General features: G+C 42.5%; 8 protein-coding genes. All 8 read right to left on the bottom strand.

Annotated elements, in window-relative coordinates; genetic code table 11:
* Window positions 1-2: 2 nt before the first annotated feature.
* The 8 genes from E2P86_RS01775 to E2P86_RS01740 all read right to left on the bottom strand — a co-directional run bounded on the left by E2P86_RS01775 (window position 3) and on the right by E2P86_RS01740 (window position 17420).
* The gene (locus tag E2P86_RS01775) at window positions 3-1757 is read right to left on the bottom strand and encodes a hypothetical protein (protein ID WP_166785130.1); all 1755 of its coding nucleotides are present in this window, start codon (window positions 1755-1757) and stop codon (window positions 3-5) included.
* 6 nt (window positions 1758-1763) lie between these two features.
* Window positions 1764-3575, bottom strand: a complete 1812-nt coding sequence (locus E2P86_RS01770) for a hypothetical protein (RefSeq protein WP_206367987.1) — start codon at window positions 3573-3575, stop codon at window positions 1764-1766.
* A gap of 12 nt (window positions 3576-3587) precedes the next feature.
* Window positions 3588-4988: a hypothetical protein gene (locus E2P86_RS01765; RefSeq protein WP_166785129.1), complete on the bottom strand. Its 1401-nt coding sequence runs from the start codon at window positions 4986-4988 to the stop codon at window positions 3588-3590.
* A 137-nt stretch (window positions 4989-5125) separates the two neighbouring features.
* Window positions 5126-7402 carry a RagB/SusD family nutrient uptake outer membrane protein gene (locus tag E2P86_RS01760; protein WP_206367986.1) on the bottom strand — a complete coding sequence of 759 codons (2277 nt, stop codon included), beginning with the start codon at window positions 7400-7402 and terminating at the stop codon, window positions 5126-5128.
* A 13-nt stretch (window positions 7403-7415) separates the two neighbouring features.
* Window positions 7416-10487: a SusC/RagA family TonB-linked outer membrane protein gene (locus tag E2P86_RS01755; protein ID WP_134430353.1), complete on the bottom strand. Its 3072-nt coding sequence runs from the start codon at window positions 10485-10487 to the stop codon at window positions 7416-7418.
* 20 nt (window positions 10488-10507) lie between these two features.
* The gene (locus E2P86_RS01750) at window positions 10508-12328 is read right to left on the bottom strand and encodes a RagB/SusD family nutrient uptake outer membrane protein (protein ID WP_134430350.1); all 1821 of its coding nucleotides are present in this window, start codon (window positions 12326-12328) and stop codon (window positions 10508-10510) included.
* Window positions 12329-12348: 20 nt separating this feature from the next.
* The gene (locus tag E2P86_RS01745; RefSeq protein ID WP_134430347.1) at window positions 12349-15483 is read right to left on the bottom strand and encodes a SusC/RagA family TonB-linked outer membrane protein; all 3135 of its coding nucleotides are present in this window, start codon (window positions 15481-15483) and stop codon (window positions 12349-12351) included.
* 527 nt (window positions 15484-16010) lie between these two features.
* The gene (locus E2P86_RS01740) at window positions 16011-17420 is read right to left on the bottom strand and encodes a sialate O-acetylesterase (protein WP_240775555.1); all 1410 of its coding nucleotides are present in this window, start codon (window positions 17418-17420) and stop codon (window positions 16011-16013) included.
* Between the last annotated feature and the right edge of the window lie 22 nt (window positions 17421-17442).

The following is a 17442-nucleotide window of genomic DNA, read 5'->3' as shown; positions in this document are numbered from 1 at the left end:
TTTTACTTAATCCACACCGTGAGATTCAGCCGCCCGCCCGGTGCGGTATCGCCGTTAACATACCAATCTAGGGGATCGTCTTTTTGCATATTATCAGACCACTTAAATTCAATGTTATAATTCTTTTTCGGCAGCCCCAAAATGCTATTAGGTATTTTTATAAGCACAGCATTATCGGATATTTCGAAAGATACCTTACCAATATCTTGCCATGCTCCTTGATTAAACCGTTGTATACGTTCGCCTTGAATCACGCGAAGGTCATAGCCGTACCAGCCAGAACGATAGTTTTCATCTGTATTAAGCCAAAGTGTCATCCAATTTTCTTTCGTCCGTTCTGTTAACCTATTAGCTGTTTGTACATAAAAGCCTAATTCACTATCCGTCGCTAACAACTTTACATTTTCTAAATCATTTCTGCCCGAACGATTGGTATACATCACTTTAGGCTCGCTCTGTGCTCCTGGGTGATTTCGATCGATAACATCGCCTACATAATCAACGTAAACAGATTTCACGGTATTCCAAGCGGTTATTGCTGGCATCACGGTCGATCTATCAATCGTAATGACGCCATCAGTCCCTTTGTATCGACGGATATTAGAAATCATCTGAAGGTAGTAGTTATCTTTTAATCCGGCTGTCCAAGAGGGTTCAATATCTCTACTATATTCGGCATTCGCCTGATCTACAAAATGAGCCTGATCTTTATATTGATCTCCACGGCTCCATTTGCCAGCAATCCATTCATTCCAGCCGGTAATAAAAACAAAGGGTACATCTTGGCTGATTGCGAAATCCCATTGCTCCTGAATATTGTAACCATAGGCGACCTCCTTATCGGGATTCCCTGGGTTATTATTTCGGAAACTACGTCCCCAATTTCCAGCTTTACCATAAAATGCCGAGCCTCCCATAGAGGCATCTAAATTAGGGTGTTGTGAAGCAGAAACATTGACAATCTCACGCTTTCCTTTGTTGTTGGTGTATACCTTTTGAGGCCTTTGGAACTCGATCCAAGGCCAGCCATCTACTTTCTCTGGCTCATTAGGCCATTGCGATTCACGGATCGTGAAAAATTTCTCGTAAGTACGGCCTTTTGCCTCTTTAGAGAGACCAATGATTAAAGGCTTCCCATCGAGATAATACCAATTGTCTGCCACTCTTTCTGCCGCATTCGGGCTATAAAAAGTATCATAGATTTCCTGCATTGCATCCCCTGATGCGGTATTGGTATAGAAAACAATTTTTGGCGCTGGTTTACCCTGCTTCCGGACGGTCATCATTGCCCGCATAAGTTCTTTAACTTGCTTCGGATAAGTTAACCGATTGGTTGCGTCCAAGACCAAAAAATCTACCTGAGCATCTGCTAGTAGCTGGATATTTTTGAGATGTACCCAATAATCATCTCCTCGATAATAGCCATAGATCGGTTCGCCCCAAAAGTAATATTTCCCCGGCCCAGCAGCCCCTCCACCCCAATTAGGATGATGGAAATCGTGAAATACTTCTGGATAATCTTGGTATATCTTGGTGAGGTCCCAATTTTTTTCAGATGTTGGAGACCCAGCATCTCCTTGCCACAAAAAATAGAAAATACCGACCTGCTTATTTGCTTTCTTACTCCCAACTTCAGCCTGCTGTGTTATAACTCGGCCTAAGTCATCAACACCACTAAAACTCTGTGCAGCAACACCCTGAATAAACAAAACGGAACCAACAACAAGAAATGATTTACAATATTTTAGTATCATCACGTTTAATTAATTGACTTTGTATACAAAATTAAAACGCCCACCTGGCGCGGTATCCCCATTCACATAAAAATCCATGATATTGCCATTTTCTTGCATATTATCATTCCACTTAAACTCAAAGTCTAATGCCTCCCCCTTTACGCCAAGCCACTGCTTTGGCAGCGCAATTTCTAATTTATCGTGACGAACCTGCATCGGAGCCACCCCAACTTCAGCCCATTCCCAACGTCCACCGACATTTTTCTCTACAACAGCCTTGTTTCCTCGGGGATTCTGACGATTAATTATATAGTCATAACCATTCCAACCGGTCTCTTTATTTCGATCAATATCGATAAATAACATCATCCAGTTTCTATCCCCCGGAGAAGATAACTTTTCAGCCGTTTCCACATAAAAAAATAAAGTGTTGGCATCACGAGCTACTTTTGCACCCACGATATCATTTCTTCCTGTTGTATTCTTATAGTAAGAGCTATAGCGTCCGCGATGATCACGATGCATCGTGTTACCTTTGTAATGAGTATAGTAAGGAAGCACATTATCCCATTCACCGACTTTACCCAACTTTATCGTTTTAACTGCGGAAACCTGATCGCGAGGCTCCATCCCCTTAAACTTGCGCACATTATCAATTAGCTGTAAATAATATACATCCCCCTTATCTCCCCATCCTTTATTGGGTTCAATATCTCGACTATGTTCCCAATCGTATTGGTCCACAAAAGAAAAAGGATCTCCCGTCCAGCTATGCACGGGAAGCCATTGTCCAGCAGTGTATTCATTCCACCCCGTGATAAACACCAGTTCTGGATCCAACTCAAAAGCTCGGTTCCACTGTTCTTGAAAATTCCATCCATAGAGGTAGCCATCGACGCGCGGGTCAAAACCATGTTGTTGACTATAGCTTCGCCCATATGTTCCCGGTAGGTTAAAGGCGCTACAATGGCCATTGGTCGAAGGTCCAGCATTTTGGGCAACACCTACGGTAACCTGTTCAAACTTACCTTCGTTATTCCGAACATATCCTTTTTGCGGATAATTTTCTAACCATCCCCAATGGTCCTTACGAGAAGGCCCGTCGACATAGTCTGGCTGTCCAGGTCGAAAAGTGAAAAATTCTGCAATCTCCTTGTCTACTCCGGTTTTTTCCAAATTATCGGGATAAGCCATAATACAGGGCTTTCCTTTCCAGTTAAACCATAGATTCTGATAGCGTCCGGGCTTATATAAATCCTGATATAATTGCCGAAGCGATACCGCAGAATGTGGCACTGGACCAAAAGGGAGCATGAACGCGATCTTAGGTACTTTTACGCCATCTTTTTGAGCCTGATCCCACGTTTTTAACAATGCTTCATAAGATTCTTGCCATGTTAAGCTTCCATTGGTACAGTCAAAAAACACAACATCTACCCCTGCATCGGCAAGCATTTCAGCGTGTCGTCGTAGCACCCAGGTATCGGTCGTTTTATAATATCCAAACAAGGGCTCCTCCCAGAAAAAGAAACCAGGCTTTTTTGTACCCCAACCAGGGTGGTTATAATCCTTCATGGCTTCCGGATTTTTGCGGACTATTTCGGTTATATTTTTCACCTGATAAGTCGTATCATCGTTACCCTGATGCCAAGTCCAGTAAAACATAGCCACCACCTTATCCCCCTTCTTTCCTGCAATCTCCTCTTGTTCAACCGCTTTTCGGCCCAATGCGTCGGTCATTGACCATTGATCACTATTAACCTTAGACACCTGTTGCGCAGATCCTAATTGACACAACAATCCGCCTGCGATTAAGGATATTAACTTCTTTTTTATCATCACTATAAATTCTTATTTACCGTTGGTGAGTTTTATGTTACTCACTTTTGCATGTCCGTCATTTAAAAACTTTATTCGTAAACTCTTCATCGCCCCGGTATACCCTGTAAGGGTTGATAGATCGATCCGGTATTTTTTACGTTCACCATCTGCAGGAAGCGTTTGCTGGAGGGAAAGAGCAGCTTTTTTCGAGAAAGAGGTTGCTTTGGCCTTATTTTCCGCTTCCACACTAGATGCCCCTTCAGACCAATTTAACCAATCCGTAAAATCCGAACTACTGACCGGTTGAATCTCCACCTCAACAAGCACCTGACCATCTGTACTCTTAAAAGTTCCATCAATTTCTAAATGCGAATGTGCCGTAGCATTCCAAAAAGTGACAGGGCCAACTAAGGCTGCATTTTTCTTAAATGAAATATCTAAGCCACCTTGCAGCGGAAAACCACTGTCTTTAATCTCTCCGTGATAATACCAGTTGTTTCGATTTTGTAGAAAAGACCACTCCATAGCACCAGATTGCTGTCCATGTTTTTTGGCGTACCCTCGAATATCATTAAGCGTTCCAAGGATAAGAGCCGTTTCATAGGTCCATGTAATATTATAGTCTAGAATTTGTCTTCCTATGGGAGCTACGTGTCCTGTTTGTACGCCCTTCTCTCCACCGAATCCCTTGTGTGCATCATTGGGATGAAAACCGCCATTAAACGTCAATACTTCCGGTTGAAACACACCTATGCCGTATCCCTTTTCGTCTAATAGCGCAACCCACTTTTCTGGTGTATAAAAGTGTACCCACGGCCATCCCTTTTTATCATTTTTATCCACAATAGTCGTTACTGGTTTATCTTCAAAGGGCTTATCTCCAAGGTACGAGACCAACTTGTACCATTTCCCATTCGTATATACGGCAGGCATTTCCTGAGATCCTGCCGTATATTGTGTCTTATCTGATCTATTGTTATGAATCGTTGCTTTCATATCGATTACATTATCCCTTAATGTATAGAGACATTCAAAGACACACTCGCCTGGGACACCCGTTTTATGCGGCCATTGCATAGGAATACTTCGCACGAGCATCGCATTTTTCCCCTTGTATTCGAAAGAAATAATTCGAGATCTGTGCCCACCTGCATCGCCCGATTGAATTGGATTCCATCCCAACCCTTCCCACTCCGGAGTTGGTCTCTCGCCATTGGGGCCAATGTATGGCCAAGGACCACTGTAATAAGACATCTGAATCTGGCGCCCCCAGTCATAACTATTTATCATATTCTCACCACCATTGGCTTTATCGCTGAGATACGTAACAGCTCCGCCCAAAGCGAGGTCTATCCCTAACTTTAATCGTCCGTTAGAAATGTAACGCATCGAAGTATCGGAACTGTACTGCTGTTTTCTGCCTGTATTCATCTTCTCCTTACTGCTTACAGTATTGGAGCAGCAAACGATTAGACATAGAAACAACAGCATATAGAGAGATAAAGATTTAGTGGCATTCATTTTCATAGCATAAATTGTTAAACAAGTATCAAGCGGACCGCAGCATTTTACCATCCTGGGTTCTGCCAGTTCACTCCCGTAAAGGATAACATCTTAGAAACCTCTGATAATTTTATCGGCGACAATAGGTACTTATCGACATTCGTTCCTCTATCTTGGAGTTTAAAGCGGTTATAGATGTAACTATTCCCATTTTTTGTAATCCGCATTCCGCTTACAAACTTATCCGTTTCGCCAAGTATCTTCCAGCGCCTAACATCAAAGAAACGATGCTCTTCGAAAGCTAGTTCCACCTGTCTTTCATTACGATATCGGATTTGAAAAACCTCCTTAGAAAGCCCTGTCGGAAGGGCTGGCATACCCGCTCTTGCACGGATAATATTCACCGCTTCCCGCGCTGAAAGCGCAGCCGCTCCGTTTGCTTTACTCGCAACAGCCGCATCTGCCCCAACAGAATTAGAGGCTGCTTCGGCAAAGTTTAGATAGAGCTCCGCTAAGCGAAAAATCTTCATTAATCCGTCGCCGTCTACGTTGACGCCCGATTTATAGTTATTAAACTTCCGCAGGTAATATCCTGTACGTGTAAATCTAGTTTGTGTAATATTAGACGAAATACCACAATTCCCACCGACAAAGGTCTCCACCGCGACAGGCGCCGGAGGAGGAGTAAAAGATTCGATTTGGAAATTCCGGATCGTAATTTCATATCCTGCTCCACTTGTTAAATCAAAACGTAGGAAATGATTCTGGGGCGCTTGACCACCGTTGGAGTTTACTCCGAACCCCCACTTCGTAATTGCCGACGACAAGTCGTACTCAAACCTCGTCCATTCACCAGCTTGTTGGATGGTAATATTTTCTCCGGTAGATACGCCACCCTGAGGCCCCCCAGCTACACAAAAGAAAAACTCCGCGTTGTTCACCGTTTTATTACTCTTATACTCAAAACTTATTACCCGTTTCTGGCCGGCCGCAATTGCCTTTCCCAAAGTTGTTGTGTGGACCCAAGGATCACTACTTGTCGTAACAAGCTTTACCTCGTTCGTACCGCTAACTGTTACATTATTCTTTGTCGCCGCAAAATTTAAGGGATAAAGAGTCTTCTCAATAACTCCAGAAGTCAATGAACGTGGCGAATTATTGTAATAAACACTAGCGTAAAAGCGCGGATCGCGACCAACATAAGGATTCATCGGATCATATCCGGCAGCGGTATTGATAATCGGTTGTACGTGATCTCCATCCGTATAACCGAGTACCGGCATCTCACCCGTCGCCAGCATACCATACGCATCTACTAGTTCCTGCGATGGTCCAAAACCAGCCTTTTCTGCTCCTTCTGTAATAGGCGTCCCCGCAAATTTCCAAACATTTGTTCGTGCACTGAGGGATTCAAAAATCGTTTCTTTATCCACAGAACGACTTGGATCTGAGCGTAAAATAAAATAATACGCATAGGCATTTTGTGCAACATCTTCTGGTGGTTTGGTCGTAAACAATTGAAAACCGTGCGTCAAACACTGGTCTAATGCTTCTTTGGTTATCTCCGTTGCGCGCTCCCATGTATATTTTGTGCCTCCTGTGCTCCATAAAGGGCTCGCTGCATACAAAGCTGTTTGAGACTTTACCGCATACGCAAATGCACGTGTAATCACCCCTCGTTCGTTATCATTGATGTTCCACCGAAAACCAGTGTTGGCCGATCCTCCCTCTGGCAAAGCTAAGGCAGCATCACAGTCTGCAATAATAAAGTCCGCGCACTCCTCGAAGGTCGCGCGACGATCTTTAGAAAAGTCGTGATTCACCTCATACGGTGTATTTATGATCGGAACACCTCCGTACTTTTTAATCAGCTGTAAGTAGTAATATGCACGCAACACAAGGACTTCACCAATCCATCCATTTTTTTCATCCTCATCAATGTATGCGGTAGCGATATTTGGATCTTTGATACTCGTTAAAAAAGTATTACACTTCCGTATGCCCTGAAAATAATGCGTCCAGCTGTAACTACCTTCTATTGGATTATTTGTTGCCGAAGTACGGTTATTATACCAGTCGTTCACCGCCCCATTCACCCCATCACTAGCATCGTGACCTTCATCCGTAAAGGAAGCCAACGGCGCCCTACTTCCTTGGTAGGTAAATCCCTTTTCGGGAAAAAAGGAACGACAGGAGTGATAGTAATTTCTTGTTCTTTGATAACTACTGAACATATCTTCTAACGTTAACCGACCATCTGATGGTAAGTCAAGATCGGCGCACGACTCCATGCTTAAGAAACATGCGGCCATTATTAAAACTCGAAAAACATTCTTTTTCATGATCTATATTTTATTAGAAGTTAGCGCTTAATCCAATGTTAAAAATTCGATAGGGTTGAAACGTGTTCATACTTCCGATTTCAGGATCTATATATTTTGACTTCATATGACTAACGGTAAACAGATTTTGTACACCCAAAGCGACGCGAATTCTTTCCGCTTTAATTTTTTGTGCGACAGCAGTAGGAAGACAATAGGCCAACTCCACATTTCTTAAACGGAGATAGGATCTGTTGCTCACGAAGAAGTCATTGGAGACGTGATTGGTTGACGGTAATAAAGACAAAGCAGGATAATTAATTTCTTCTCCGGCAGCATAGCGTTCAGGAGTCCAGGACGCCATATGTAAATCGGTAAAAATTCCTTTACCTTGATTCTCAAAGGCACCAATACCACTTAAAATCTGTGTGCTGCGAGCAACCCCATGCAACAAGAAAGAAAACTCCCAACTCTTCCATGTCGTGCCACCGGCAATACTATACTCTTGCTGTGGTGCTCTTGTATATCCAATTGGCGCTACATCTTTCTCATTAATAATCTTATCCCCATTTAGATCTTGATATTTTAAATCTCCTACACGAGGAGTTCCAAATGAATAAGAAAGACCGGAATTAGTCAACTCCTCTTTCGAGTTAAACATGCCGTTGCCGTTGGAATAATCAACCAAATATCCCCACTGCTGCCCTAGCGCAAAACCTTGCGAACGGTATGGGTAGGCATAGTCTTCTCCCAACATGGCTTCGTTTATATTGATGACTTTATTCTTCACCTGCATAAAGTTTCCTTGCAGAAAAACAAAAAGGTTTTGATTGATGTGTTTATTGAACCCTAGTCCAATCTCAAAGCCCTTATTTTCCATTTCACCGCCATTGAGTTTCGGATAGTAGTTCAAAGGAATCCCTTGATATTCGGGAATCGTAGCACTTGTGTTGATCAACATATTGTTCACTTTGTTCGTGAAATAATCGAAGTCCACAGTAAACATATTCAAGAATCCCAAGTTTAGACCTAGGTTAAGCTTTTTGATTTTCTCGGCTTCCAAAAGCGGATTCCCGCGCGCTAACTCCGAACCATCTGAACGAATATTATCGAGGAATAAAAATCGTGCTCCACCTAACTGATCACTCCCATTGATACCATACGAAGCGCGCAGTTTTAATAGCGTGAGAACCTCGGACTGAAGAAATTCCTCTTTAGAGGCGATCCACGCGGCAGATACCGCCGGAGTAAACGTGTATCGATGATCCTTATGGAATTGCTCTGAACCAGAGTATGCCATATCTGCCTTTAAGAAATAACGATCCTTATAGCCATACAATGCTGAAAAACCAAAGTTCTGACGCTTGTAAGGTAAGACGCTATTGGAGGAGCCTGACGCCTCTGTTTCTTGTTTCAGATAATAAGTATGTGCACTCGCATCAATGCTATGATCGCCAAAACGTTTATTGTAATCCAAACGAGCCAACAGGTTCAAATAATAGAAAAAGAGGGATCCCTTATTGTAACTTAGTGGGGTATTTTCAAATGTTTTATACTGCGTAAAATTAGTAAGACTTGAAAAATCGTCCCCTCGAATCAGACGTTTATAGGATTGATTCGTACCTGTCTCATTACGAACATAGGTTTGGTAAGCCATTCCACCGCTAGCGGAAAGACCATCGAGAAGAAAGCCCATATCCATTTTCAAACCCGCTTGAGCCAGGATATTCGTTTCAATAACATTTCGATATCCAGACCGGTTAAGCATACCATATGCCGTATTATCCATTCCATCTACCGTTACGACCTGATTGCTTAACTCCGGATCCTCCTCATTAATTGGAGATAACGGACCATACATTGTCGGTGGTTGGTTAAGGATCTGGCTATAGATCGTCCAGCCCATATTTCCGCCAGCCAGCACTTCACGTTTGACATTACCCGCCAACCGCATATAGCCCGATAAGTATTTGTTGAACTTCACATCCATATTTGTACGGAAATTTCCAATATTCACTTTAGGTGTAGGATCATACTTGCGATCAGGCTCATCAGCAATCTTAAAAGGTTGCGTCTGGTTAACAAAGCTTAGGTTCGAATAATATCGAAACTTATCTGTACCACCAGAAACATTCACCCCTGCGCGTTGTCTGTTCGCATAATCTTTCATAAACTGACTGTACCAATTGTTATTCGGGTAGCCCGCGTTCTCCCCTGATTTAAACAAGTCGATATCCGATTGCGTAAACTGTGAAAACTTACCTAATCCGCCACGTTCGCCAGCCTCATTCCGCAATTCTGCGTATTGACCGGAATTTACAAACAAAGGTTTACGTGTAAGTTGTTGCAAAGAGTAGTCGAGATAACCTTCCACATCTATTTTCCCATTATGCCCTCGCTTGGTGGTGATCACGATGACGCCCGAAGAACCTTGAATACCATATGCGGAGGTACTAGCTGCGTCCTTGAGTACTGAAATAGTTTCTATCTCTTTCGGAGAGATAAATTCAATATACTGGGTCGGCGCAACAACACCGTCAATAATAACCAATGGGCTACTACCGTTAACCGATGAGTTTCCTCGTATAGTTTTGGAATAGTTTCCATATCCAAAAAAGGTCAATTCAGCAATGTTATTTATCACAGTAAGTCCAGGTAGCCTTCCCTCATAAGTATCTGAAAGTACATTGGAAGGTGTCTTATCCAAAACTTTCCCCGTAACAGAAGAGACAGCTCCTGTTATAGATTCCTTGCTATACGACAGATAGCCGAAATCAACCTCTCCCCCCATGTTATGCGCATCAAACTGAAGAGTAAAATCTTTCTGATTTATAAACTGTTCCGGAGCAATACGTGCATTCAGGTAACCATCCGCAGTCAGGAGCACATGTCCCTTCAAATATTCGGTTGGAAACTCAAATGTACCTTCCCGGGTGGTTACCGTTTCGTACGTACCATCCTGAGAGCGAACCTTAGCATGCTCCACGGGTTGGTTATATATGTTCACAATCCTGTACACCAGTTTATCTGCCTGTTGGGCGGAAAGAGGGTTATATATCATCAAGCAAATAATACATAACACGATATGTGTTGCTATTTTTTTCATTGTCTTAATCCTTGCTTAAATTACCAACCTGGGTTCTGCCATTTTTGTCCCGTTACAGATTCTAACGTGGCGGCCTCGTTCAACGGAAGAGGCAGTAGTAGATCTCTATTTTGCCAGCCTCCTCGAGCATTGTTCGAGATATTTCGGCGGGCGTAGCTGAATGTACCGTTGTTATTTTTCGTAATAACCATTGCGGTAAACCACTTACTCGTTTCACTCAGATCGCCTGTTGGAGTCTGCCATCTCCGTAGATCGAAATAACGCTGCTCTTCCCAAGCAAGTTCAACCCTTCTCTCATTTCGGATACGAAGAATAAGATCCGCTTGTGATAAGCTCGCCGATAAGGGCGGCATCCCCGATCGAGCCCTCACCTCATTGGCAGCGGTTCGTGCCTCATCAAGGTGACCCGCCTCAGCAGCAGCCTCAGCAAGATCAAGTAACGTTTCCCCTAAGCGGTAATACTTCCAGTTTGCGTTATTAATACCATTGTTTCCACTTGCGCCCGGTGTTACCATTTTCGTATGATAGTATCCCGTCCGTGAAGAAACACGGTTAGTAATATCAAAACTTGGGGCATGTGGTCCCCCGGTAAAAGTTTGTACTTCGACCGTTTTATTATCGAAAAGAATCTTACTACCATTATGTAGCACCGTTTGATAAAAACGTGGATCTCTATTCGCATAGGGATTGTTTTTATCGTACTGTGTATTCTCCGTATTGTAGTTCGGTTGTAAGTGCTTTTCATCTAAGTATGGTTTTTTGAGATCCAGCACTGGTAGTCCATTAATAGTTTCGAAGGCATCTACAAGTTCTTGTGTGGGGGTAGTTCCACACTTATACGTATTGGCCATGTTGCTACCGATGTATCCAATGTGCCACACAAACACGCCGCCGGAGCGCACCTGATAAAGTGTTTCTTTGTCTCGCGGGGTAGCGGAATAATCAGCACTCTGTGTAACCAACTGACGTAACGCCGCAGCAGGTCCTGTACCATAAAGATTGGGCTGTGTTGTTTTGGTAAACAGCTCAAACCCGTTTGATTTGAGATTTGTTACTGCATCCTTGGCTATTGTGTAAGCTTCCTCCCAATAGTTTTGTCCTTGATTATGCAATGGGCTCGCAGCAAAGAGCATAGCTTTCGCACGTAGTGCATGTGCTAATGCTTTAGTCACACGCATCGCATCATTCCCATTATCTAAACGCCAAGGGAGATTCGGTTCGGCCAAAGCAGCATCACAATCAGCAATAATAAACTTTGCGACGTCATAAACCGACGAACGGGTTAACGTGGAGAAGTTTGCATCAAAAGGTACGGTTTCATTTAAAACAGGGACTTTTCCAAACCATTTAACTAACTCCATATAAAAGAAGGCACGCAACACTCTCGCTTCAGCCTTAAACCGTCCTCGATCCGTATCTCTATTGACTGCAGCCTTATCAATGACCTCAATAAACTGCGAACACAATCGTATCTGCTGCCAGGCCCGAGTCCAGTAACCGGTATTATTGCCTCCATGCCCATCATGTGCATCCCTTATATTATGGGAGCTTGCATTGTTATTATCTTGATAGATTGCGGTGGTCGGAACCCCTTGTCCTTCATCTGAGGTATAACCATCGTCGCTCGATGCAACGACAATATTATCAAAGAACCAATAGCTATATCCTTTCTGCGGAATATTATTGTAGCATCTATTTAATAATGCCTCTACTTTGTCGGGGTCAGCCAATACCTCATCCATTTGCATATTCCCATCCGGTGCCATATCCAATACATCAGAACAGGATGTAAACCAAAGGGACAAGGAAAGCATGATCAAACTTAAATATTGTATTTTCATGTCAAAGTTTTGTTAATTGGTTAAAAGGTTACGTTCAGTCCGAAATTATACATCCTAGTCAACGGATACACCAAGGCATCATTTTGTTCAGGATCGATTGTGTCAATCGGCAACTTCTTAAAAGTAAATAGGTTATTACCATTAACATACATACGTATTCTTTGAACGCCAAGAGGTTTCAGCAAACCCGCTGGTAGACTATATCCTAGCTCCAATGATTTTAAGCGTAAAAAGGAACGATCCATAATAAAGAAGTCGTTTCGCACTTGACTTACACCACTAGCCATCCCTAGTGCAGGATAGCGGATCTCCTCTCCATTGGCATAACGATCGGCTGTCCACGCTTGGTGGTGCCAGTCGCTGTAAAAACCAACCAGCGCAAACTCTGTGGCTCCCCAACCCGTGGTGTATCGACTCGTTTGAGCGACTCCGGCAAAAAGAAAAGCTAGATCTGCATTTTTATAGGTAACCGATCCTGACAAACCGTAGGAAATACGAGGAACAGACGGGTTACCAATTGGCTCCATATCCCGATCGTTAATGATACCATCACCAGTAATATCGATATACTTCAAATCGCCCAGCCGCGGGTTCCCTCCCATCTGGTAAGCGGGTAAATTGGCTAATTCTTCCGCCGTATTGATGTATCCGTTCCCGTTACTGTAGTCGACCTTATAACCAAACTGCTGCCCTATACTATAACCTGTTGATCGATTACGGTACGCATAGTCTTCTCCATATTGTACCTCATCAAGGAACTTAACGACGTTTTTATTGTACGCGAAATTACCTTTGGCCAAGAAAGAAAAATCTCCGTTTACCGCTTTTCTGTAAATAAGCTCTGCTTCAAACCCCTTATTATCCACCTCTCCAATATTCACACGAGGAATATTAGACAAGGAAACACCTTGCAACTCGGGAACCGTTTTTCTACTGATGAGAATCTTATCTCTATTCTCCTTGAAAACATCTACCGTCAAAGAAAGGCTTTTCATGAGCTCCACATCAAGCCCGATATTCATCTTTCGTGCAATCTCCCATTGGATCGCTTCATTTCCCATTCTTCCCTGCACAATACTCTGTCCTCTTCCCAATGTTGGAATGGCTCCTCCAGCCATATTTATAAAGCTCTGGTACAAAAAGCGCTCTCCCCCGAGCTTATCGTTTCCAGCCAAACCGTATGAACCACGAAGCTTAAGATTTGTAATCACATTGTTATTCTTTAAGAAACTTTCATTGCTAATTACCCAACCGGCAGAAAAAGCAGGAAAAGATCCAAAACGATTCGCTGGCGCAAATTGCTCTGACCCATTATAGCCATAATTAAATTCAGCTAAATAACGGTTGTCGTAATTGTAGGTAGCACGTCCGACCAGACCAACAATATTGTAAGGCAAATCTGCTCCATATTGATCCCAGTTATCGCGTTGGAATAAAAACATCCCCGTTACGTTATGTTTGCTAAATGATCGGGCATAATTTAAAGAGGCTTGAAAATTGGTGTAATATCGGGTGTTCATACCCTTGGAAAGCCTTATCGCCGCATCTTGATTTGTTCTAATAGGAGAATATCCATTGGTATCATCTTCATCTCGAGCTACCCGAAAAGCATAAGTATCCAAGGAACGAACACCTTGTAAAACAGTGCTTGCATGACTATCAAAAGCAATCATTCCTTTTGCCGACAAGCCCTTTGTGATAAAATCTAACCCCCAATCCAATACTAGCGAGGAGTTCAAATTATTCGTCATCTCCTGTCTATATCCCCTTCTATTAATCTCACCAAAGGTATTTCTATCCTGACCAGATTGTGCAACTACCTCATTTAAAGGCACACCATATCCAGGCATCGTTACCGGCCCCGGATCAGTAGGAGGTGTCGCCCATGTATAAGCAATCATATTCTGCACCATTCCGGCTACACTACCGGAAAAAAGATCTACTGTCTGTGGGGTATTCATCTTCTCTAAATAAGTGGCTATATTTAGGGAAGCTTTTAAATTTTTTGCAATACCATAATCAATGTTTCCACGAAAATTATAGCGATCCATTTTATAGCTAGGATCATAGCCAAGAAAGCTTTCTGGTTCCGTCTTAAAATTACCACCTTGCCCAATATATCCCGCATTTAAAAAGTATGTAAAACGGTCACCACCCCCATTAAAATTGGCGTTTACACGCGTTTGGGGGGCCCAATCTCTAAAATAATCATGAAAAACATCCCGATCCGGATAAAACACGGGATCCTCACCGCTCTTATACTTATTAATCATAAATTGTGTAAAAGGCATCTGATCTTCTTTCGCTCCCGGATTATCATTTAGATACGCCTGATTACGTAGTTCTGCAAACTCCCACGAATGAATTCTATCCGCCTGAGCCATGAACTTCTGGTAGCTCTGATCTACGGAAATATTTAATTCCGATTTACCGGGTTGACCACGTTTGGTCGTAATCAGAATAACGCCATTAGCACCTCGCACACCAAATACCGCTGTCGCAGAGGCATCTTTTAGGATACTTACAGATTCCACTTCATTCGGATCCAATTTACTGATATTTGAGCGTGGCACCCCATCGATAAGAATCAACGGAGAAGCATCATTCACTGTCCCTAGACCACGTAAGTACAGGTTTACAACATCATTCCCGGGTTGCCCCGAAGTCTGCATAGCCGTTAAACCTGGAAGTCGCCCAGCAAGAGCCGCAGAAAGATTTGCTGCAGAGCTTTGCTTTAAGTCTTTCGTATCAATAGTTGAAATTGCAGCAGTGACAGAAACTTTCTTTTGCTTCCCATACCCCACAACAACAACTTCATCTATATCTTCTCCCTGTTTTACAAGTTGTATGTTAACAGCACCTTTACTCTTGACTGAAACCTCCTGAGGTTTGTAACCTATAAGGGTGAATGTTATACTCCCTCTTTGAGGAATCTCGAACTTATAAAAGCCCGCTTCATTCGTAGCCGTAGCAATTGAACTATTGCCATATCGTACCGTCACCCCCTCAATTGGTTCTTTTGTTTCTGCATCAACCACCGTCCCCTGAATCGTGAGTCCGCTTTGTGCATGCGTTGGTAAACTCCTAAATAATAGGAGCAGGAAAAGACAAAATGTCTTTACCGTTATATTCTTTCGGTAAATGTTTCCTTTCATTTTATTTCTTGGTTAGTATTTTTTACAATAAAAGATTTACAACAATCTAAAAGGCTTCACAAGCGGTTAGATTACATAGTTTAAATTGACTTTAGTTGCTTACCATAGGATCAATATTTTGGTTCAAATTGGCAAATAGGTTATCCTTTTTCTGTTTTTTAATAGAAAATTTAAATTACATTTTATATAAAAATGAGATGGCCTAAGCTAAAATAGTATGTGTAAAAATTCTTACCATAATTGGTTAATGCTTATCAAATACAATGGTTTATAAGTCTATACTCAAATATATAAAAAGCGCTAAAAAACAGCATCCTGCACTATCCTGTCAGGATTACGTGTTGCTAAAATACTTTTTTAAAATGCTAAAAAGATGGCTCTCGGCGCTCTAATCGGACGAAAGGATTAGCTAGCCCATTTTTTCGATACATATACATGGCAAAAAAACCGGTAAGATTTTTACATCATACCGGTTCAAAAAAAATAAAAGTATACCCTTCAAATTTTAAGCAACGTAAATGCACTATTTAATCAACCCACGAATCTGTACGAAATGGTGAAACAGGAAGTCCTTTTTCATTAAACAAATTAGGCATAGCGGTATCCGTAAACCCAAACCGCACAGCAACTGGGCGCGCTACTTTACTACTAAAAACAAGTAGCTTATCTTTCTGTATCTTTCCAGATGCTTTATGAAATACCTTGTCTTCTCCAGCGATGTACAAGTCTGTTATTTCCTTCCCCCTAGTTACGAGATTCCCCGTTAGGTAGTGGAACGTTACTTCTACTTTATCACCCTTAACTACGTGGGCACTATAAATCGGAGACTTATAATCAGGAGTTGGTATCTGATAAATCTCAGCAAGCGTGATTTTTGCTAACCGGCTGGCTACTCCCTGTTTTTGAATAGGGTGAATATCATGTACGTTATCCACTAAATCGGTCACCACGACCATGCCTGACCGAGGCAATTCCACAGCCGTTTTCGCCTGTTGCTCCCGTAGTAAGGCAGATTGTACGCCCCCCTTACTATTATAAGCATAAGGAGCTATTTGCACAAAATAGAACGGTAACTCCTCCTCCCAAGCCGATCGCCAACTATTTACCATAGTCTTCATCAATTTGTCATACCCGGCAGAGCTTCCCACATTACTCTCCCCTTGGTACCAAAAAAAACCTTTTAAATTAAAACCTACCAATGGAGCAATCATGCCATTCCATAGAACACCATTCTCATGTGGTCTGTAATCATTAGCCTTTTGCATTTTCGAAAAAGCGAGTAATGCCTGATCCGCCTCCACCTGATCTTTTGGCGTCCACACTTCCGCAGCAGTACCTCCCCAAGAAGAATTAACAATACCAATCGGTACGCCTTGCTTTTTATTCAGCTCTTTTGCCAAAAAGTAGCCGATCGCTGAAAAAGGCTTCAACGCTTTTTCGTTGAGGGACGACCACCCATTAGATATATTCTCCTGTGGCGCTAACGCCCCATTTCTATTGACCTGCAGCAGGCGTATATTCGGGTTGTTTGCATGCGGCAGTTCGTCTAGGATTTCTTTAAGGTTTTGATTTCCGCCCCATTCCATATTGGACTGACCTGAACAAAGGAATACATCACCCAACAAAACATCGGTGAATTGTATAAGCTCTCCGCCCGATACTACGCTTAATTTATATGGCCCACCAGCTTGCACTGTATTTATCTTAAGCTTCCATTTACCATTCGCATCTGTTTTCACCGTGACGGTATCTTTATTCCACGAACCATGCACTTTAACGGTGCTTCCGGCGTAGCCCCATCCCCATAGATTCACAGCGGATTCACGCTGTAAGACCATGTGGTCCGAGAAAAAATTAGGCAACCGTAACTGGGCGTATATTAAATTTCCGTAAAGCAAAAAAACAAGCGTAACAAAAAGGAGTTTTAGATTTTTCATAAGGTAAGTTTAATGGTTGTAT

Source organism: Sphingobacterium psychroaquaticum, assembly GCF_004421025.1.
Taxonomy (GTDB): Bacteria; Bacteroidota; Bacteroidia; order Sphingobacteriales; family Sphingobacteriaceae; genus Sphingobacterium; species Sphingobacterium psychroaquaticum.
Note: the sequence above shows the minus strand (reverse complement) of the source record. Positions and strands in the feature narration are given on the sequence as shown.

What these genes read in the sequence shown, in the direction of transcription:
- E2P86_RS01755 (WP_134430353.1), bottom strand. Translation starts at nt 10,487, where the DNA reads ATGAAAAAAATAGCAACACATATCGTGTTATGTATTATTTGCTTGATG.
- E2P86_RS01760 (WP_206367986.1), bottom strand. Translation starts at nt 7,402, where the DNA reads ATGAAAAAGAATGTTTTTCGAGTTTTAATAATGGCCGCATGTTTCTTA.
- E2P86_RS01750 (WP_134430350.1), bottom strand. Translation starts at nt 12,328, where the DNA reads ATGAAAATACAATATTTAAGTTTGATCATGCTTTCCTTGTCCCTTTGG.
- E2P86_RS01770 (WP_206367987.1), bottom strand. Translation starts at nt 3,575, where the DNA reads ATGATAAAAAAGAAGTTAATATCCTTAATCGCAGGCGGATTGTTGTGT.
- E2P86_RS01745 (WP_134430347.1), bottom strand. Translation starts at nt 15,483, where the DNA reads ATGAAAGGAAACATTTACCGAAAGAATATAACGGTAAAGACATTTTGT.
- E2P86_RS01740 (WP_240775555.1), bottom strand. Translation starts at nt 17,420, where the DNA reads ATGAAAAATCTAAAACTCCTTTTTGTTACGCTTGTTTTTTTGCTTTAC.
- E2P86_RS01765 (WP_166785129.1), bottom strand. Translation starts at nt 4,988, where the DNA reads ATGAATACAGGCAGAAAACAGCAGTACAGTTCCGATACTTCGATGCGT.